This is a genomic window from Brachybacterium halotolerans subsp. kimchii, from assembly GCF_020792675.1.
Lineage (GTDB): Bacteria > Actinomycetota > Actinomycetes > Actinomycetales > Dermabacteraceae > Brachybacterium > Brachybacterium halotolerans.
The window spans coordinates 664248-683089 of the sequence record NZ_CP086254.1 but is presented as its reverse complement, the minus strand read 5'-3'; the positions used below and the strand labels follow the sequence as shown (position 1 = coordinate 683089).

The window sequence follows — 18842 nt, the reverse complement described above, 5'->3', positions numbered from 1 at the left end:
GCACGTAGAATGGCCGTCGTGCCTGGCCCCTCCGGCGCGTTCAAGCGTCTCGTCCTCGGGCGCGCCTTCGCGACGGATCGACTGTCCCGGGAGCGCCTGCCCAAGCGGCTCGCGCTTCCGACGTTCTCCTCGGATGCGCTGAGCTCGGTCGCCTATGCCCCCGACCAGATCCTGCTGACCCTCGCCCTCGCCGGCGTGACGGGCTACGTCATCAGCTGGTGGGTCGCCGTCGCCGTCGTGCTGCTGATGGCCGTCGTGGTCCTCACCGGGCTGAACACGGTGCGCGAGTACCCGGGGGGCGGCGGCGACTACGAGGTCGTGCGCACGAACCTCAACAGGGGAGCGGGACGGCTGGTGGGATCGGCGCTGCTGGTCGACTACGCGCTCACCGTCGCGGTCTCGGTCGCCCAGGCCGCGAACTACACCTCGGGCATCCTGCCGTTCCTGCACAGCCACGAGATGTGGGTCGCGCTCGTGCTGATCGCCCTCATCGCGCTCGTGAACCTGCGCGGCGTGCGCCAGTCCAGCTCGCTGCTCGCGATCCCGGTCTACCTGTTCGTCGCCGCGATCGGCCTGATGGTCGTGATCGGCGCGATCGAGACGTTCACCGGGGGCATCGGGCGCGCGCCGAGCGCGGATCTCGACCTGGTCGCCGAGCCCGGCTACGGGCAGGGGCTCACGGCGCTCGGAGGCGCGCTCCTGGTGCTGCGCGCCTTCTCGAGCGGCAGCGCCGCGCTCACCGGCGTCGAGGCGATCGGCAACGGCGTGCCCTCCTTCCGGCCGCCCAAGGCGCGCAACGCCGGCATCGTGCTGCTCGCGCTCGGCGCGATCTCCTCGGCGATGATCCTGGGGATCATCGCGCTGGCCGCCCGCACGGGCGTGCGCTACGTCGAGGACCCCTCGAGCGAGCTCGTGCGCGACGGCGCCCCGATCCCCGGCTACCAGCAGCTGCCGGTCATCGGACAGATCGCCGAGGCGCTCTCCGGTCCGGGATCGCTGCTCTTCTACGCGGTGACAGCCGTGACGGGCATCGTCCTGTTCATCGCCGCGAACACCGCGTTCAACGGCTTCCCGAACCTCGCGAGCGTGCTCGCCGCCGCCGGCAGCTTCCCCAAGCAGATGCGCGTGCGCGGGGACCGCCTGGCCTACTCCAACGGCATCATCCTGCTCGCGGTCGCCTCCGGGCTCCTGGTGTGGTGGACCGGTGCGCGCGTGAGCGTGCTCATCCAGATGTACATCGTGGGCGTGTTCGTCTCCTTCAGCCTGGGCCAGCTGGGCATGGTCCGCCACTTCACGCGCGCCATCCGCCTCGAGATCCGCGGCGGCATGCGCCGCGCCCTGCGCCTGCGCCGCGTCGTCAACGTCATCGGGTTCGTCGTGGTCACCGCCGTGCTGCTCATCGTGGTCACCACGAAGTTCACCCACGGGGCCTGGGCGGCGGTCGTGATCATGGGCGGGCTGTGGGTGCTCATGAGCCTCATCGAGCGCCACTACGCCTCCGTGCGCGCGCAGCTCGCGATCCCCGCGCTGGCCGACGACGGGTCCGGGACCGGCACGGAGGCCCCCGCCCAGGACTCCGCCGCGGACGCGGCCGCCGAGGACGCTCCAGATGCCGATGCGTCGGCCGCGGGGGAGGGGGCGCTCATCGGTCCCCGGCTGCCCGGCCAGGCCGTGGACGATCCGACCGCCCTGCCCTCCCGCTCGCATGCGATCGTGCTGGTCTCGGGGCTGGACCGGCCCACGATGCGCGCGCTGTCCGTCGCCTCCGCCGCGCGGCACTCGACCCTCGAGGCCGTCGCCGTGCACGACGAGGACGCCGATGCGCGCCGCGCCGTCGAGCGCTGGCGCTCGCTCGGGATTCAGGTGCCCCTGCGCGTGCTCTACTCTCCCTATCGGGACGTGAACGGTCCGGTCCTCGCCTACGTGCGCAGTCTGCTCAAGCGCAACCCGCGCGACGTCGTGATCGTCTACCTCCCCCTGTTCCTGGTGGGACACTGGTGGCTCTCGCCCCTGCACAACCACTCCGTGCGCCGTCTCGGCGACCGTCTCGCGCACCTGCCGCGCGTGGTCGTCGCGAGCGTGCCGTGGCAGCTCGGGCGGGACGGCGGACCGGACCGCCCGCAGCAGGCCGACATCATGGCGAGCGCGGGCACGGCCACCGCACAGGACCATCGCCGCGCCCGCCGGGCGCGCGAGGAGGCGAGGAGCGCACGGCTCCTGGGAAGGTGAGGACGATGGCACGGGACATGCGGCGCGCTGCGAGCGCCGAGCCCGAGCGGACCGCGCTGGGACGGCTGCTCACGCTCACGGTCGGCGCCCCGGCCGCCGGCGGCACGTTCGTGGCCCGCCACGAGGGCCGCGTCGTGTTCGTGCGCGGGGCCGTTCCCGGTGAGACCGTCGTCGCGCGTCTGCTCGAGGACGCGAAGAACTCCGCGAAGGCGCGCTTCTGGCGCGCCGAGACCCTCGAGATCCTCGACCCCAGCCCCGACCGCGTGCCCAGCGTCTGGCCCGAGGCGGGGACCGACGGCGTCGGCGGGGCCGAATGGGCGCACATCGGCCTGCACGCGCAGCGCCGCCTGGCCACCGAGGTCCTCCAGGACCTCCTGCGCCGCGCGGGCGTCTCGACCCTCGCGACCGAGGAGGCCCAGGTCGAGCCCGCGCCCCACGACACCGACGGTCTGGGCTGGCGCACCCGGGTCCGCCTCACCCGCGGGGCCGACGGCCTGCTCGGCATGCGCGGCTGGCGCTCCCACGAGGTCCACCCGGTGGGGGAGAACCCCCTGGCCGCGGAGGAGATCCGAGCCCTGGGCCTGCCCGATCTCGCGCTGCCCGAGGCGGTGGAGGCCGTCGACGCGGTCGCCCCGTCCCTCGGCCGCCCCGCCGTCGTCCTCATCGGCCGCGGCCTCCCGGCCGGAGGGGTCGGCGCCTCCGGCGGTCTCGAGGTGCCGCAGGGGCTCGAGGACGTCGATCTCGCCGTCCAGGGGCCGACGGGCCTCACCGCCCTCTCGGGCGACGGCATGGTCGCCGAGGAGGTGCTGGGACGGCGCTTCCGCGTGGGCGCGACCGGCTTCTGGCAGGTCCACCGCCAGGCCCCCGAGGTGCTCACCTCCGTGGTGCTGCGCGACACGGAGGCCCGCGAGGGCGACACGATCTGGGACCTGTTCGGCGGGGTCGGGCTGTTCGCGGCCGCACTGGCCGACGAGGTCGGGTCCGCGGGCCGCGTGGTCAGCGTGGAGGGCGATCGTCGCGCCGGGGCGCTGGCGGAGGAGAACCTCGCGGCCCTCCCGCAGGCGAGCGCCGAGACGGCCGACGTCGCCGCATGGGTGCCCGCCCAGGAGAAGGACCCCGATCGCGTGGTCGTCGACCCGCCGCGCGCGGGTCTCGGCCCCGAGCTGATGGCGACGCTGTGCGCCCGCACCCGGGAGCGGATCGTCTACGTCTCCTGCGAGCCCTCGACCCTCGCGCGCGACCTGAAGGCCGCCGAGGAGGCCGGCTGGAGGGTCGAGGACCTGCGCGCCTTCGACCTGTTCCCCCACACGCATCACATCGAGTCGGTGGCGGTCCTGACCCGCGCCGCATGATATATTTATCTTGACGTCAAGAGATAACGTCCGGGCGGACGGCCGGCGTCGGCCGCCGCGCACTCCCTGATCGGGGGCCGGACCAGCACTGCGAGCCGTCGGATCACGCACGCCCCTGCGGATTACGATGGCACCACGCCCCACAATCGAAGGAGTTGCGCTCCGTGAGCACCGTGAACTCGTTCGGCGCGAGAGAGAACCTCGCCGTCGGCGACACCGAGTACGAGATCTATGGCATCGACACCGTCGACGGCCACGAGAAGCTCCCCTACAGCCTGAAGATCCTGCTGGAGAACCTGCTGCGCACCGAGGACGGTGCGAACATCACCGCGGACCACGTGCGCGCCCTCGGGTCCTGGGACCCCAGCGCCGAGCCGGACACCGAGATCCAGTTCACGCCCGCCCGCGTGATCATGCAGGACTTCACCGGCGTCCCCTGCATCGTCGACCTCGCCACGATGCGCGAGGCCGTCTCCGACCTCGGCGGCGACCCCGAGCGCATCAACCCGCTCGCCCCCGCCGAGATGGTCATCGACCACTCCGTGATGATCGACGTCGCGGGCCGTCTCGACGCGCTCGAGAAGAACATGGAGCTCGAGTACGAGCGCAACCGCGAGCGCTACCAGTTCCTGCGCTGGGGCCAGACCGCCTTCGACGATTTCAAGGTCGTCCCCCCGGGCACCGGCATCGTCCACCAGGTCAACATCGAGTACCTGGCCCGCACCGTCATGACCCGCGAAGTGGACGGCGTGCTGCGCGCCTACCCCGACTCGTGCGTCGGCACCGACTCGCACACCACCATGGTCAACGGCCTGGGCGTGCTGGGCTGGGGCGTCGGCGGCATCGAGGCCGAGGCCGCGATGCTCGGCCAGCCCGTCTCGATGCTCATCCCGCGCGTCGTCGGCTTCAAGCTGACCGGCGAGATCCCCGCCGCGGCCACCGCGACCGACGTTGTCCTCACGATCACCGAGATGCTGCGCCAGCACGGCGTGGTCGGGAAGTTCGTCGAGTTCTACGGCGAGGGCGTCGGCCAGGTGCCGCTCGCCAACCGCGCGACCATCGGCAACATGAGCCCCGAGTTCGGCTCCACCTGCGCGATCTTCCCGATCGACGACGTCACGGTCGACTACCTGCGCCTCACCGGCCGCTCCGAGGAGCAGCTCGCGCTCGTCGAGGCCTACGCCAAGCGCCAGGGCCTCTGGCACGACCCGTCGACCGAGGCCCAGTACTCCGAGTACCTCGAGCTGGACCTCTCGACCGTCGTCCCCTCGATCGCCGGCCCGAAGCGCCCGCAGGACCGCATCATCCTCACGCAGGCCAAGGAGAGTTTCCGCGAGGTGCTCCCGAGCTATGCGGCCGACGAGGAGCCGGCCGAGGCCGAGAGCGACCCGGTCCCCGAGGACGAGGGGACCTTCCCCGCCTCCGACCCTGCCTCGCTCGGCTCGGACAACGACTCCGGCGGCTCCGCGCCCGTGCTCGACCTCAAGGTCCACGGCCGCGCCTCGAAGCCCACCGCCGTCGAGGGCAAGGACTTCTCGATCGATCACGGCATCGTCTCGATCGCCTCGATCACCTCCTGCACCAACACCTCGAACCCCTCGGTGATGATGGCCGCCGGCATCCTCGCCAAGAACGCGGTCGAGAAGGGCCTGGTCTCGAAGCCGTGGGTGAAGACGTCGCTGGCCCCCGGGTCGCAGGTCGTCACCGGCTACTACGAGAAGTCCGGTCTCACCGAGTACCTCGACGCGCTGGGCTTCCAGCTCGTCGGCTACGGCTGCACCACCTGCATCGGCAACTCGGGCCCGCTCGCGCCGGAGATCTCCGACGCGATCAACGAGGCCGACCTCGCGGTCACCTCGGTGCTCTCGGGCAACCGCAACTTCGAGGGCCGCATCAACCCCGACGTGAAGATGAACTACCTGGCGTCCCCGCCGCTGGTCATCGCCTACGCGCTCGCAGGCACGATGGACTTCGACTTCGAGAACGACGCGCTGGGCCGGGACAAGGACGGGAACGACGTGTTCCTGCGCGACATCTGGCCCTCGCCCACCGAGGTCGAGCAGACCATCGCCGAGAACATCACCCAGGAGATGTTCAAGAACGACTACGCCGACGTCTTCACGGGTGACGACCGCTGGCGCTCTCTGGACACCCCCGAGGGCGCGACCTTCGACTGGGAGGGCGATTCGACCTACGTGCGCAAGCCCCCGTACTTCGAGGGCATGGGCAAGGACCCGGAGCCGGTCGAGGACATCTCGGGCGCCCGCGTCCTCGCCAAGTTGGGCGACTCGACGACCACGGACCACATCTCTCCCGCGGGCGCGATCAAGGCCGACTCCCCGGCCGGCCGGTACCTGCGCGAGCACGGCGTGGAGCGCAAGGACTTCAACTCCTACGGCTCCCGCCGCGGCAACCACGAGGTGATGATCCGCGGCACCTTCGCGAACATCCGCATCAAGAACCAGCTGCTCGACGGCGTCGAGGGCGGGTACACGAAGAACTTCCTGACTGGTGAGCAGGAGTTCATCTACGACGCGGCGCAGGCGTACGCCGAGAAGGACATCCCGCTGGTGGTCCTCGCCGGCAAGGAGTACGGCACCGGCTCCTCGCGCGACTGGGCCGCCAAGGGCACCAAGCTCCTGGGCGTCCAGTCCGTCATCGCCGAGAGCTACGAGCGCATCCACCGCTCGAACCTCATCGGCATGGGCGTGCTGCCCCTGCAGTTCCCCGCGGGCGAGACCGCCGAGTCCCTCGGACTCACCGGCGAGGAGACCTTCGACATCGCCGGGATCACCGCCATCAACGACGGCGCGACCCCGAAGACCGTGAAGGTCACCGCGACCCGCGAGGGCGCCGACCCGATCGAGTTCGACGCGGTCGTGCGCATCGACACCCCCGGCGAGGCGGACTACTTCCGCAACGGCGGCATCCTGCAGTACGTGCTCCGCTCGCTCGTCGAGGCCTGAGCCGCTGCAGTCGCACCCGACGGGCGCGGTGCCCGGGCCACGAGCCCGCGCGCCGCGCCCGTCGCGTGCGTCGGCCCGCCGGATCGCCGACGGGCCGGGCCGCCGGCCCGCCGACCTGTCGGCCCGTCGGCCCGCCGACCCATCGGTGCCACGATGGCCAGGATCCATGTCGTTCTGATGCCCAGAACGACATAGATCCTGGCCATCGTGCATTCCGAGGGCGACGGGGTTCCGCCCTCGCCCGGAATTCCCGTTGCGAGGCCTGGGAGGTCCGGTCATGCTGGGCCGATGGCTGACGAGACGGACAGCGCAGGAGCCCAGGCGCATGCCACAGGCTCGCCCGAGGCGCTCCGAGAGCTCTTCGACCTCGCAGAACTGGAGCCGGTGAGCCTGACGCGATTCGCCCGCGTGCACAGGGGGAGAACGGTCGGCGGCGAGCCCGTCGTCGTCAAGGTCACCGATCGCCGTGCCGAGGCGATGGCTCGATGGACGCGCGCCCTCGCGACGCGCGGGATACGCGTCGTCAGCCCGGTCCGCGGGCCCCTCGAGCACGCGGGGGAGCACTGGGTCGTCTACCCGTTCATCGAGGGCGAGGTCTACGCAGGTCGCTCCGGACAGATCCGCAGTGCGGGCGATCTGCTGGGCAGGCTGCACGCGAGCGACGCACCCACCGATGGGCTGGGGGATTACGGGCACCCCAGGACCCGTCGAGCAGAGGTCGACAAGGACCTCACCGGGCTGCGCGAGGTGTTCGACGCGAAGCTCGCCCCCGACGCCGCGCGCCAGGCCCGTGCCGCCGTCACCGCCCTCGCCGAACGATGGTGGTCACGGTCGTGGCCCCTCCTGAAGGATCGCGACGAGGAGCTGCCGCGATGCGGTGTGAGCTCGGACTTCAAAGCCTCCAACCTCGTCTTCGCATCGCGCGGCCCCGTGCTCGTCGACCCCGACAACGGCGGGGTCGAGCCGCGCCTCTTCGACCTCGCGGAGGCGCTCGTCCTGTTCCACTACGAGTCCCCGGGCGGTCCCGCGCGCATGATGGCGCCGCACGAGTGGCGGACCTTCGTCGGGGCGTACTCTCAGCACGTCTCTCTCACCCCCGCCGAGCGGGTGCTCTGGCCTGCTGCGATCGATCATCTCTGGTGGGAGGAGGGCACGTGGGTCCTCGCGGACAACGACGATGCCGCCTGGGCGGACCCGGTGCAGGGCGGGTACCTGCGTTCCCTCGCGCTGTGGGACCCGGCACGCTACCGGCTGCCGGCCACCGAACAAGGAGAGAGCACATGAAGATCGTCGTCATCGGAGGATCCGGGCACATCGGCACGTTCCTGGTCCCGCGCCTGGTGCGCGGCGGCCACGAGGTCGTCAGCATCACCCGATCCGGCGGCACCGGATATCAGGCCGCTCCGGAGTGGGAGCACGTCGAGCATGTCAAGGTCGACCGTGCGCAGCAGGACGCCGAGGGCAGCTTCGGGAAAACGGTCCTGGCGCAGGAGCCGGACGTCGTCATCGACCTCGTGTGCTTCACCCGGGAGTCCGCGACCGCCCTGGTGGAGGCGCTGCGCGGCGGGATCGACCACCTGATCCACTGCGGCTCGATCTGGCGACACGGCGCGAGCAGGAAGCTCCCCATCACGGAGGACTCGGACTCGGCGGCTGCACCGTTCGACGACTACGGCATCCAGAAGGCCGCGATCGCGAGGATGCTCAAGGACGAGACCGCCGGCGGCGGGCTCGTGACCACGTCCGTCCACCCGGGCCACATCGTCGGTCCGGGGTGGCCCCCCACCGGTCCTCTCGGCAACACCGATCCCGAGTCCTGGCGGGTCCTGTCCTCCGGAGACGTCCTGCGACTGCCCGGCAGCGGCATGGAGACCATGCACCACGTCCATGCGGATGACGTCGCCCAGCTCTTCGAGCGCGCCGTGGAGAACCGCACGGCCGCTGCCGGCGAGGACTTCACCGCGGTCGCGCCGACCGCGCTGTCGGTGCGCGGATACGTCGAGATCGCATCGGGCTGGTTCGGGCAGCAGGCGAGCATCGAGCCGATCACCTGGGACGAGTACCGGGCGTCGACCAGTGAGCAGTTCGCCCTCGAGAGCTGGGGCCATCTGCACCGCAGCCAGGTGTTCAGCATCGAGAAGGCGAGGAGCCGACTCGGCTATGCCCCGGCCTACGAGCCCGAGCAGGCGATCCTGGAGTCCGTGCGCTGGCTGATCGAGCACGGCGAGCTCGAGGTCGCACGGCCGCTCCGGGTCTGAGCGGGACGCCGGGTGCCGGGCGGGACGATCCCCGCTCACCGCATGCGCGGACGTGCCGCACGCGCGGACGTCACCGCGGCGGCGCGACCCCCACGGGCAGGTCCTCGCCCTCCCGGGCGGTGAGCACGATCGGCGCGCCGTCGGTGACCTGCAGAGTGTGCTCGGCGTGCGCGCCCCGCGAGCCGTCGTCGGACATGACGGACCACCCGTCCCGGTCGGTGATGTGCACGGCGTCGGTCGAGTGCATGAGGAACGGCTCGACCGTCAGCAGCATGCCCGTCTCGAGCACCGGACCCGCTCCGACCATGCCGTGGTTGGGGACGAAGGGCGCCTCGTGCATCGTGCGTCCCACGCCGTGCCCGCCGAACTCGTGGTTGATCACGTGGCCCAGACGCTGGGCGGCGTCCTCGACGGCATGGCCGATATCGCCCACGTGCGCGCCCGCACGGACCTCAGCGATGCCGGCCCACATGGTCGTCTCGACGTCGGCGATGAGCGCGAGGTCCGCCGGGTCGGCGGCGCTCTGCGGCCCGACCACGAAGGACAGCGCCGAATCCGCGACCCATCCCTCGAGCTCCACCGCGAAGTCCAGGGAGAGCAGGTCACCGGCTTCGAGCACTCGCTCGTACGGCCTGCCGTGCAGCACGGTGTCGTTGACCGAGGTGCACATGACGCGGCCGAAGGGGTAGGCCCCGAAGCGCGGGTGGTAGTCGAGGTAGCAGCTGGTCGCCCCGGCCTCGCGGATCATCCGGTGGGCCTCGGCGTCGATGTCGAGCAGGGAGTCGCCGACGGCCACGGTCTCGCGCAGGTGCGAGAGCACGCTCGCGACGAACCGCCCGGCGGGGACCGCCTCGGCGGTCGTGGGCCGCTCCGGTGCGGGGCGCTGGCGGCGACGGCGCAGGATCATCGGCGGCGTGCCTCCTCGTCGGCCGACGGCGCCGGGCTCGTGGCGCCGGCGACCACGCGCACGTCCGCCGCCGACGGGGCGAGGTCGGTCCACGAGAAGCAGGTCGAGACGATCGCGGTGACGGCCGCGGTGAACAGCGCGGCGCCGGTCATGTGGAGGCCGACGAGCACCTCGGGCAGTCCGGTGAAGTACTGCGTGTAGCCGATGACGGCCTGCAGAAGAGTGACCGCGACGACGAGCCAGGCGGTGCGACGGGGGCGGCGCGGCGCCTTCATGAGGTGAAGGCACAGCACGAGGCCGACGAGCAGGCCGCAGAACAGCATCACCGAGTCCGCGTGCAGCCAGGACACCGTGCGCGGGTCCAGGCCCAGACGCAGCGTGGCGTCGATGTCGCCCGAGTGCGGCCCCGAGTTCGTGGTGAGGGTCCCCAGGAACAGCACCGCGGCGGCGACGACGGCCATCACCGCGGAGAGCGCGACGAGCGGGGTCGGCACCACGCGACGGAGCCGTCCGTCGCCGTCGTGGACCCGCACCACGAGGACCGCCGAGACGACGACCAGCGCGATCGAGATGAGGAAGTGCGGGGCGACCGCGATCGGGTGCAGGTCCAGCTTCACGACCGCCATCCCTACGATCGCCTGCGCCGCGGTGCCGACGAGCGGGAGGATCGAGAGCACGATGAAGGAGGTGCCCTTCCGGCGCAGCCACAGTAGCGCGACGACGAGCAGCGCGATCGCGAAGATGCCGAGCACCCCGGTGAGCGTGCGGTTGCCGAACTCGATGAACGGGCGGATGCCCATGTCCGGCGAGTAGCGGGGCGTGAACTGGCCGGGCTCGCAGCTGGGCCACGTGGTGCACCCCAGTCCGGACTTCGTCAGCCGCACCACGCCGCCGGTGACGATGATGCCCATCTGGCAGATGAGGTTCCCCCAGAAGACCACCTGCACGAGTCGGCGCTTCCACGGCGCGAGCGCGGCGAGGGAGGCGGAGACGGTGCCGGGGCGGGCGGAGCCGGACGCGACGGGGGCGGTGGTCATGGGGCGGTCCTCGCGAGTGGTAAGGGACGACGGAACGATGAGGGGGCGGTGATCGCAGGCGCGATCGGCACCTGGGCGGGGTCGCTCACGCGGGTGCTCACTCGAGTGCTCACGCGGAGGTCCAGCGGAACCAGCGGGCCACGGCGAGGGACGCCGCGACCGCCCAGAGCACGAGCACCACGAGCGAGCCGACGGGGAAATGCCCGCCCGCCAGGACGGCGCGCAGCAGCTCGCCGAGCGCCCCGGAGGGCAGCAGGTCGACGAGGCCGCCGAGCATGCGCGGATAGGCGGCCGAGGGGATCGCGACACCGCCGACGGCCACGAACAGCACGAACAGGACGTTGGAGACGGCGAGGACGGCCTCGGTGCGCAGCGTCCCGGCGACCAGCAGTCCAAGGGCCCCGAAGGCGATGGTGCCCACGAGCCAGATCGGGACGGCCTCGAGCAGCCCGACCGGATGGGGCCTCCACGACAGGATCAGCGCGATCACGCCCAGCACCACGACCTGCAGGACGTGCACGCAGAGCGTCGCGAGGATCTTGCCGGCGAGGTAGCCGTCACGGCCCAGCGGCGTGGTCGCGATCCAGCGCAGCACCCCGCCGCGGCGGTCGAAGCCGGTCTGGATGGCCTGCGAGGTGAAGGAGGTGGAGATCAGGGCGGTCGCGGCGGTGGCGGCGACCGCGGTGTCGATCGAGGCGAGGCCGTCGACGCGGCCGACGGGCACGAAGCGCAGCGCGAGCAGCACGAGCGCGGGCATGAGGATCGCGACCATGAGCTGCTCGCCGTTGGTCAGCAGGATGCGGGCCTCGAGCCCGGCGTGGGCGAGGATGCGGCGAGTTCTCGGCGCGGGCGCCGCGCGGTGCTCGGTGGCGGGGACCGTGGTCATCGGGCGTGCTCCTGCGCTTCTCGCTCGTCGATGAGATCCAGCAGGATGCTCTCGAGGTCTGCGGCGCCGCCGGTCGTGATCTCGAGCTCGGCGCCGTGGCGGGCGGCCGTCTCGCGCAGATCCTTCGCGAGGACGTCGGCCATCGAGGGGTCGACGCCGCGGGCGCGGGCGCTGAGTGTGAGCGTCGCGTCGGGGGCGCGGTGGGCGGCGATCACCTCGTCGACGGTCCCGGCGGCGACGGTGCGTCCGCCGGAGATGACGACGACCTGGTCGGCGAGCCCCTCGACGTCGTCCATGAGGTGCGTGGTGAGGAGGACCGCGGTGCCGGTGCGGGCGAGCGCCCTGATCAGGTCGCGCACGGTGCGGCGGATCGCCGGGTCCATGCCGGCCGTCGGCTCGTCGAGGAACACCAGCTCGGGGCGGCCGATGATCGCGAGCGCCAGGGCGAGGCGCTGGCGCTGCCCGCCGGAGAGGCGCCGCACGAGCGTGCCGCCGAACTCGGTGATGCCCAGGTGCTCGGCGACCTCGTCGACCGCGAGAGGGTCGGCGTAGAGCTCCGCGCCGTAGCGCAGCAGCTGCAGGGCGGTCGCACCGGAGGCGAGCCCGCCGTCCTGGATCATCACGCCCACCCGCGCCCGCAGCTCGGCGCCCGCGCGCCACGGGTCCTCGCCGAGCACGCGCACGGTGCCGGCGTCGGGATGCAGCAGACCGGTCGCGCAGCCGATGGTGGTGGTCTTGCCGGCGCCGTTGGGACCCAGCAGTGCGGTGACCTCGCCGTGGCGCGCGCAGAACTCGACGCCGTCCATGGCGCGCACGGAGCCGAAGCTGCGCGTGAGGCCCTGGGCCTCGAGAGCGGGGGAGTGGTCATTCATGACGCCGACCATGCTAGGCCCCCGCTCCCGGGAGGTCCCTGCACCTGTGACCCGGCTCCATCCATCGGGCCCGGCCTCATCCATCGGGCCCGGCCTCATCCAACGGGCCGGACCTCATCCCACGGGCCGGACCTCGGCCCCGGGACGGCGGGGAGCCTCAGCGGCCCGTCGGATGCAGGGGAGTGTGCGCGGGATCGACGACCTCGTCGGACTTCGGAGGCAGCGGCGCCGTGCCGCCGGGACCCCAGGTGTCGGTGTCGAAGCGGTCGCGGTCGTGGGGCTCGAGGAAGATCGAGGTGTCCGGTCCCAGCGGCACGATCTGCGTGGGGTTCAGATCGGTCTGCACCACGTAGTAGTGCTCCTTGATGTGCTGGAAGTCGACCGTGTCGCCGAAGCCCGGCGTCTGGAACAGGTCCTTCGTGTAGTTCCAGAGGTTGGGCATGCTCGCGAGCGGCTGACGGTTCGCCTTGAAGTGCGAGTGGTAGACGGGATCGAAGCGCACCAGGGTCGGGAACAGGCGCACGTCGGCCTCGGTGAGCGCGGGGCCCATGAGATAGCGCGAGCGGGAGAGTCGGTCCTCGAGCGCGTCGAGGCTCGCCCAGAGGTCCGTGTACGCCTTCTCGTAGGTCTCCTGGGAGCCGGCGAACCCGGTCTTGTACACGCCGTTGTTCACGTGGTGCAGCACCCAGTGGTTGAGCTCGTCGATCTCCCCGCGCTGCGCCTCGGGGTAGAGGTCGGGCGCGCCCTCGCGGTGGAAGTCAGTCCACTGGGTCGCGAAGTCCAGGGTGATCCGATTGAAGTCGTTGGTGACCACGCCGCCGGTGGGGACGTCCACCATCGCGGGCACGGTGATGCCGCGCGGGTAGTCGGGGTACCGGGCGAAGTAGGCCTGCTGGAGGCGCTCGATGCCCAGCACCGGATCCTTGCCGCCCGGGTCGAGGTCGAAGGTCCACGAGCGCTTGTCGTGCGTGGGGCCGGCGACCGCCATCGAGATCGCGTCCTCGAGGCCCAGCAGGCGGCGCGAGATGATCGTGCGGTTGGCCCAGGGGCAGGCGCGCGAGACGGCGAGGCGGTAGCGGCCCGCCTCGACGTGCCACGGGCTCGACCCGTCGGACGTGATGCGGTCGGGGATGTAGTTCATGTCGCGATCGAAGGCCTCGCCCGCATGGACGTACGAGCCGGTCTGGTCGTTCGGGTCCTTCTCCATCTTCATGTCTCCTCCTCCGTGACGGTCCGGGGCGTCTCCCGGACACCGACCATGATAGTTGAAGGATGAACTATGTGCACGGGGTGCGGGGTGCAGGGCACGGGGGCGCACGAGGCGCGGGGACGATGCGACAAGGGCTGCGGCGTCGATCGTCGGGGCGGGTCGCCGGTGCGCCTCGATGCGCTGCCGCGCCGCCGATCTGCGGTGAGCCTTCCCTAACGTGGGCAGACGCACGTCGGCCCGTCGGTCCCCCCTGCCTTTTCGCAACGTTCGGGTTGTAAAATCGGTCATGTCGGCGTCGCCCGCGTCGACCCCGCAAGGGAAGGAGGGCATCCGATGGCAGCGCACGCAGCGGCGCGGCAGCGCGAGTCCGCCGCGCCGCACGGAACTCGAGAACAGCCCGACCACCAGGACCAGGCCGAGCACCAGGACCGGACCGGTCACCCGGACGACACCGAGCAGCACGATCGGACCGAGCACCGGGACACCCGCGAGCGGCTCATCGATGCGATCTCCGCCCACGGCCCGATCTCGGCCCGAGCCCTCGCCGAGATGTTCGGCCTCACCAGCGCAGCCGTCCGTCGGCATCTCTCCGCCCTCGAGGCCGACGGCGTGATCGAGGAGCACGACGTCCCCGTGCACCAGCGCGGGCGCGGACGCCCCTCCAAGAGCTTCGTGCTCTCGGCCTCCGCCCACGAGGACCTCGGCAGCGAGTACGACGACCTGGCGATGCTCGCGCTCGACGAGCTCGCCCGCCGCGGCGGGGGAGAGGCGCTCACGCATCTCGCCTGCGCACGCGTCGCCCCCTGGGAGGAGGACCTCTCCGCCCGCGTCGACGAGCTCGAGGAGGCGGGCGAGGAGGTCTCCCGCGCGCGCCGCGTCGAGATCCTCGCCGACATCCTCACCGAGCGCGGCTACGCCGCCACGGTGCGCCCCGTGACCGTGACCATCCCGGCCTCCGGGACGTCCGGCAGGCCGCGTACGGTGGAGACCGCCCAGCTGGTCCAGGGCCACTGCCCGATCCAGGACGTCGCCGCTCGCCACCCCGAGCTGTGCGAGGCGGAGACCACGGCCATCGGCCGGATGGCGGGAGCGCCCGTCCAGAGACTCGCGACACTGGCAGGCGGCGCCCACGCCTGCACGACCCACATTCCGCTCACGGAGGGAAACACACCACGATGACGAGTGCACCCGAGCAGCAGATGAGCCAGGACGAGATCATCTCTTCCATCGGCAACTACGCCTTCGGCTGGCACGACGAGGACGCCGCTGGCGCCTCGGCCCGCCGCGGGCTGAACGAGGAGGTCGTGCGCGACATCTCCGCGAAGAAGAGCGAGCCCGAGTGGATGCTCGAGCGCCGCCTGAAGGGCCTGCGCCTGTTCGACAAGAAGCCGATGCCCCAGTGGGGCGCCGACCTCTCCGGGATCGACTTCGAGAACATCAAGTACTTCGTCCGCTCGACGGAGAAGCAGGCCGCGTCCTGGGACGACCTCCCGGACGACATCAAGGAGACCTACGACCGCCTGGGCATCCCCGAGGCCGAGAAGCAGCGCCTCGTGGCCGGCGTCGCCGCCCAGTACGAGTCCGAGGTCGTCTACCACCAGATCCGCGAGGACCTCGAGGCCCAGGGCGTCATCTTCATGGACACCGACACCGGCCTGAAGGAGCACCCGGAGCTCTTCGAGGAGTACTTCGGCACCGTCATCCCCGCCGGCGACAACAAGTTCTCCGCCCTGAACACCGCGGTGTGGTCCGGCGGCTCCTTCGTCTACGTCCCGCCGGGCGTGCACGTGGAGATCCCGCTCCAGGCCTACTTCCGGATCAACACCGAGAACATGGGCCAGTTCGAGCGCACCCTGATCATCGCCGACGAGGGCTCGTACGTGCACTACGTCGAGGGCTGCACCGCGCCGATCTACCAGACCGACTCGCTGCACAGCGCCGTCGTCGAGATCGTCGTGAAGAAGAACGCCCGCGTGCGCTACACGACCATCCAGAACTGGTCGAACAACGTGTACAACCTCGTCACCAAGCGCACCACCGTCGAAGAGGGCGGGACCATGGAGTGGGTCGACGGCAACATCGGCTCCAAGGTCACCATGAAGTACCCCGCGGTGTGGCTGATGGGCGAGCACGCCCGCGGCGAGACCCTGTCGATCGCCTTCGCGGGCGAGAACCAGCACCAGGACACCGGCTCGAAGATGGTGCACATGGCGCCGCACACCTCAAGCTCGATCGTCTCGAAGTCGGTCTCGCGCGGCGGAGGCCGCTCGAGCTACCGCGGGCTCGTGCAGGTGATGCCGGGCGCCGAGCACAGCGCCTCGACCGTGCTGTGCGACGCCCTGCTGGTGGACACGATCTCCCGCACCGACACCTACCCCTACGTCGACGTGCGCGTCGACGACGTGCAGATGGGCCATGAGGCCACCGTCTCCAAGGTCTCCGAGGAGCAGCTCTTCTACCTGATGAGCCGCGGCATGGAGGAGACCGAGGCGATGGCGATGATCGTGCGCGGGTTCATCGAGCCCATCGCGCGCGAGCTGCCCATGGAGTACGCGCTCGAGCTGAACCGCCTGATCGAACTGCAGATGGAAGGAGCCGTCGGCTGATGACGACGACCGATGTGAAGGGTCCCGAGAGTTCGGGGGACGAGCAGGCCAACGAGGCGGTCGGCGGCGCCGCGGGCGCCGCGCCCGTCGCCGCTCAGGACGTGCTCGTCGAGGACGAGGACCGCGGCGAGGCCGGGCGCACCGTCCGGGCGGAGCTCGAGGACGAGGGCATCGCACTGCCCGGCTCCCCGGCCTCCGGAGAGGATTCGCACGCCACTCGCGCGAACCGGGTGCGCTCCTTCGAGGTCGCGGATTTCTCCCGGCCGACGTCCAAGGACGAGGAGTGGCGCTTCACGCCGCTGCGCGTGCTCTCCCCGCTGTTCGAGGACCTGCCCACCGAGGACCTCGAGGGCGATCCGGCCGTCGCCTACGAGGTCGGCGTCCCCGAAGGGGCGCCCGGGGCCTCGACCCTCGCCCCGGGCCAGAGCCCGCGGGGCACCGCGCTCGTGCCCGAGGACATCGTCTCCGCGGTGGCCTCCGCCCGCACCGAGCAGGCGCTGCACCTGCGCGCGCCTCGCGGTGCCGAGCTCTCCGACCCGTTCCGCGTGGCGATCACCGGACGCGGCGCCGAGCGCCGCGGCAACGCCCACGTGGTGCTGGAGACCGAGGAGTCGTCCGTCGCGACCTTCGTGCTGGACCACACGGGCAGCGCGCGGTTCGCCGAGAACGTCGAGATGATCGTCGGCGACAACTCGCAGATGACCGTGATCTCCCTGCAGAACTGGGACGACGACGCGCTGCACATCTCGGCCCACCACTCGCGCCTGGGACGCGATGCGCGTCTGAAGCACATCGTCGTGACCCTCGGCGGCCGCGCGGTGCGCATCAACGCGATCGGCGAGTTCAGCGCCCCCGGCTCGGAGCTCGAGAAGCTGGGCCTGTACTTCTCCGACGAGGGCCAGTTCCTCGAGCACCGCATCTTCGTGGACCACGCCGCCCCGAAGTGCACCTCGAACTCGGCCTACAAGGGCGCGCTGCAGGGCAAGGGCGCGCGCTCGGTCTGGGTGGGCGACGTGCTCATCCGCAAGGAGGCCGAGGGCACCAGCACCTACGAGCTCAACCGCAACCTCGTGCTCACCGAGGGCGCTCGCGCCGACTCGGTGCCGAACCTCGAGATCGAGACCGGGGAGATCGAGGGCGCCGGCCATGCCGCCGCCACCGGTCGCTTCGACGACGAGCAGCTGTTCTACCTGCGCGCCCGCGGCATCCCCGAGCTCGAGGCCCGCAGGCTCGTCGTCCGCGGCTTCTTCGCCGAGCTGATCCAGCAGATCGACGTCCCCGAGATCCGCGAGGCCCTCACTGACTCGATCGAGGCGGAGCTGCAGCGGAGCATGAACTGATGAGCGACTCCTTCGTCCCCGTCGCGCGCCTCACGGACCTCGCCCCCGGCGAGGCCCTGGGCCTCGAGGTCTCCGGCCTCGAGATCGCCCTGGTGCGCGACGAGGACGGGGGAGTGCACGCCCTCGCGGACATCTGCTCCCACGACGACGTCGCGCTGTCCGACGGCGACGTCGAGGGATGCACGCTGGAGTGCTGGAAGCACGGGAGCCAGTTCGACCTGGTGACCGGACGCCCCCTCCAGCTGCCCGCCGTCCGTCCCGTCCCCGTCTATCCCGTCCGCGTCGACGCGGACGGCCAGATCGCCGTCGACCCCGAGCACGCGCTCACCGGGTCCGCGGGCTGAGCGGCCGTCCTCCCGGCGCACCGAACGTCCTGTCACTTCCGAAGGAGACCACCCACCATGTCGATCCTCGAGATCCGCGATCTGCACGCCACCGTCGAGACCCCTGAGGGCACCAAGGAGATCCTCAAGGGCGTCGACCTCACCATCCGCAGCGGCGAGACCCACGCGATCATGGGCCCCAACGGCTCCGGCAAGTCCACGCTCGCCTACTCGATCGCCGGCCACCCCAAGTACGAGATCACCTCGGGCACCGTGACGCTCGACGGCGAGGACGTCCTCGCGATGAGCGTCGACGAGCGCGCCCGCGCCGGCCTGTTCCTGGCCATGCAGTACCCGGTCGAGGTCCCCGGCGTCACCGTCTCGAACTTCCTGCGCACCGCCAAGACCGCGATCGACGGCGAGGCCCCGGCCCTGCGCACCTGGGTCAAGGACGTGCGCGGCGCGATGGACAACCTCAAGATGGATCCCGTCTTCGCCGAGCGCAACGTCAACGAGGGCTTCTCCGGCGGCGAGAAGAAGCGCCACGAGATCCTCCAGATGGAGCTGCTGAAGCCGTCCATGGCGATCCTCGACGAGACCGACTCCGGCCTCGACGTCGACGCGCTGCGCGTGGTCTCCGAGGGCGTGAACCGCGCCAAGGACACCACCGACGTGGGCGTCATGCTGATCACCCACTACACGCGCATCCTCAACTACATCAAGCCCGACTTCGTGCACGTGTTCGTGAACGGCCAGGTCGCCGAGCAGGGCGGCCCCGAGCTCGCCGAGCGCCTCGAGGCCGAGGGCTACGAGCGCTTCCTCACGGGTGCCAAGTGACCGCCCCGGCGAACGACGG

The 18842-nt window shown here is 71.2% G+C and carries 15 protein-coding genes; 10 read left to right on the top strand and 5 right to left on the bottom strand.

What is annotated here, in order from left to right:
- Positions 1-18 precede the first annotated feature (18 nt).
- From Bra3105_RS03085 to Bra3105_RS03065, 5 genes are all read left to right on the top strand, one after another.
- The gene (locus Bra3105_RS03085; RefSeq protein WP_228358554.1) at positions 19-2229 is read left to right on the top strand and encodes an APC family permease; all 2211 of its coding nucleotides are present in this window, start codon (positions 19-21) and stop codon (positions 2227-2229) included.
- Positions 2230-2234: 5 nt separating this feature from the next.
- Complete coding sequence (locus Bra3105_RS03080; protein WP_228358553.1) at positions 2235-3581, top strand: class I SAM-dependent RNA methyltransferase; 1347 nt, start codon at positions 2235-2237, stop codon at positions 3579-3581.
- Positions 3582-3745: 164 nt separating this feature from the next.
- Positions 3746-6547 carry an aconitate hydratase gene (locus tag Bra3105_RS03075; protein WP_228358552.1) on the top strand — a complete coding sequence of 934 codons (2802 nt, stop codon included), beginning with the start codon at positions 3746-3748 and terminating at the stop codon, positions 6545-6547.
- Positions 6548-6835: 288 nt separating this feature from the next.
- Entirely contained in the window at positions 6836-7831 is a 996-nt protein-coding gene (locus Bra3105_RS03070; protein WP_228358551.1) for a phosphotransferase enzyme family protein, read from the top strand.
- A complete protein-coding gene (locus tag Bra3105_RS03065) occupies positions 7828-8805 on the top strand; it encodes an NAD-dependent epimerase/dehydratase family protein (RefSeq protein WP_228358550.1) in 978 nt (325 codons plus the stop codon). The genes Bra3105_RS03070 and Bra3105_RS03065 overlap by 4 nt, the downstream gene beginning before the upstream one ends.
- 70 nt (positions 8806-8875) lie before the next feature.
- On the opposite strand, the gene map is transcribed toward Bra3105_RS03065, so the two are convergent.
- The 5 genes from map to Bra3105_RS03040 all read right to left on the bottom strand — a co-directional run bounded on the left by map (position 8876) and on the right by Bra3105_RS03040 (position 13720).
- A complete protein-coding gene (map, locus tag Bra3105_RS03060; RefSeq protein WP_228358549.1) occupies positions 8876-9712 on the bottom strand; it encodes a type I methionyl aminopeptidase in 837 nt (278 codons plus the stop codon).
- Positions 9709-10749, bottom strand: coding sequence for a COX15/CtaA family protein (locus tag Bra3105_RS03055; protein ID WP_228358548.1), 1041 nt, complete (start codon positions 10747-10749; stop codon positions 9709-9711). The genes map and Bra3105_RS03055 overlap by 4 nt, the downstream gene beginning before the upstream one ends.
- Before the next feature lie 109 nt (positions 10750-10858).
- Entirely contained in the window at positions 10859-11635 is a 777-nt protein-coding gene (locus tag Bra3105_RS03050; protein ID WP_228358547.1) for an ABC transporter permease, read from the bottom strand.
- Positions 11632-12507 (bottom strand): ABC transporter ATP-binding protein, encoded by an 876-nt coding sequence (locus tag Bra3105_RS03045; protein ID WP_228358546.1) that lies wholly within the window; start codon positions 12505-12507, stop codon positions 11632-11634. The genes Bra3105_RS03050 and Bra3105_RS03045 overlap by 4 nt, the downstream gene beginning before the upstream one ends.
- 157 nt (positions 12508-12664) lie before the next feature.
- Positions 12665-13720: a glutathione S-transferase family protein gene (locus Bra3105_RS03040; protein WP_228358545.1), complete on the bottom strand. Its 1056-nt coding sequence runs from the start codon at positions 13718-13720 to the stop codon at positions 12665-12667.
- A 330-nt stretch (positions 13721-14050) separates the two neighbouring features.
- Here Bra3105_RS03040 and Bra3105_RS03035 point away from each other — a divergent pair, with 330 nt between their 5' ends.
- From Bra3105_RS03035 to sufC, 5 genes are read left to right on the top strand one after another with little or no spacing between them, the layout of a single operon-like run.
- Complete coding sequence (locus Bra3105_RS03035) at positions 14051-14896, top strand: helix-turn-helix transcriptional regulator (protein WP_228358544.1); 846 nt, start codon at positions 14051-14053, stop codon at positions 14894-14896.
- Positions 14893-16323 (top strand): Fe-S cluster assembly protein SufB, encoded by a 1431-nt coding sequence (gene sufB / locus Bra3105_RS03030; RefSeq protein ID WP_200500587.1) that lies wholly within the window; start codon positions 14893-14895, stop codon positions 16321-16323. The genes Bra3105_RS03035 and sufB overlap by 4 nt, the downstream gene beginning before the upstream one ends.
- Positions 16323-17663: a Fe-S cluster assembly protein SufD gene (sufD, locus tag Bra3105_RS03025; RefSeq protein WP_228358543.1), complete on the top strand. Its 1341-nt coding sequence runs from the start codon at positions 16323-16325 to the stop codon at positions 17661-17663. The genes sufB and sufD overlap by 1 nt, the downstream gene beginning before the upstream one ends.
- A complete protein-coding gene (locus Bra3105_RS03020; protein WP_152353072.1) occupies positions 17663-18007 on the top strand; it encodes a non-heme iron oxygenase ferredoxin subunit in 345 nt (114 codons plus the stop codon). Before sufD ends, Bra3105_RS03020 begins: the two co-directional genes overlap by 1 nt.
- A gap of 57 nt (positions 18008-18064) precedes the next feature.
- Positions 18065-18823, top strand: coding sequence for a Fe-S cluster assembly ATPase SufC (gene sufC / locus Bra3105_RS03015; RefSeq protein ID WP_200500589.1), 759 nt, complete (start codon positions 18065-18067; stop codon positions 18821-18823).
- Positions 18824-18842 lie beyond the last annotated feature (19 nt).

Bases quoted from the DNA above. Each gene is read 5' to 3' on its own strand.
- map (WP_228358549.1), bottom strand. From the start codon at position 9,712: ATGATCCTGCGCCGTCGCCGCCAGCGCCCCGCACCGGAGCGGCCCACG.
- Bra3105_RS03020 (WP_152353072.1), top strand. From the start codon at position 17,663: ATGAGCGACTCCTTCGTCCCCGTCGCGCGCCTCACGGACCTCGCCCCC.
- Bra3105_RS03070 (WP_228358551.1), top strand. From the start codon at position 6,836: ATGGCTGACGAGACGGACAGCGCAGGAGCCCAGGCGCATGCCACAGGC.
- Bra3105_RS03035 (WP_228358544.1), top strand. From the start codon at position 14,051: ATGGCAGCGCACGCAGCGGCGCGGCAGCGCGAGTCCGCCGCGCCGCAC.
- sufD (WP_228358543.1), top strand. From the start codon at position 16,323: ATGACGACGACCGATGTGAAGGGTCCCGAGAGTTCGGGGGACGAGCAG.
- Bra3105_RS03045 (WP_228358546.1), bottom strand. From the start codon at position 12,507: ATGAATGACCACTCCCCCGCTCTCGAGGCCCAGGGCCTCACGCGCAGC.
- Bra3105_RS03080 (WP_228358553.1), top strand. From the start codon at position 2,235: ATGGCACGGGACATGCGGCGCGCTGCGAGCGCCGAGCCCGAGCGGACC.
- Bra3105_RS03040 (WP_228358545.1), bottom strand. From the start codon at position 13,720: ATGAAGATGGAGAAGGACCCGAACGACCAGACCGGCTCGTACGTCCAT.
- Bra3105_RS03065 (WP_228358550.1), top strand. From the start codon at position 7,828: ATGAAGATCGTCGTCATCGGAGGATCCGGGCACATCGGCACGTTCCTG.
- Bra3105_RS03050 (WP_228358547.1), bottom strand. From the start codon at position 11,635: ATGACCACGGTCCCCGCCACCGAGCACCGCGCGGCGCCCGCGCCGAGA.
- Bra3105_RS03055 (WP_228358548.1), bottom strand. From the start codon at position 10,749: ATGACCACCGCCCCCGTCGCGTCCGGCTCCGCCCGCCCCGGCACCGTC.
- sufC (WP_200500589.1), top strand. From the start codon at position 18,065: ATGTCGATCCTCGAGATCCGCGATCTGCACGCCACCGTCGAGACCCCT.
- sufB (WP_200500587.1), top strand. From the start codon at position 14,893: ATGACGAGTGCACCCGAGCAGCAGATGAGCCAGGACGAGATCATCTCT.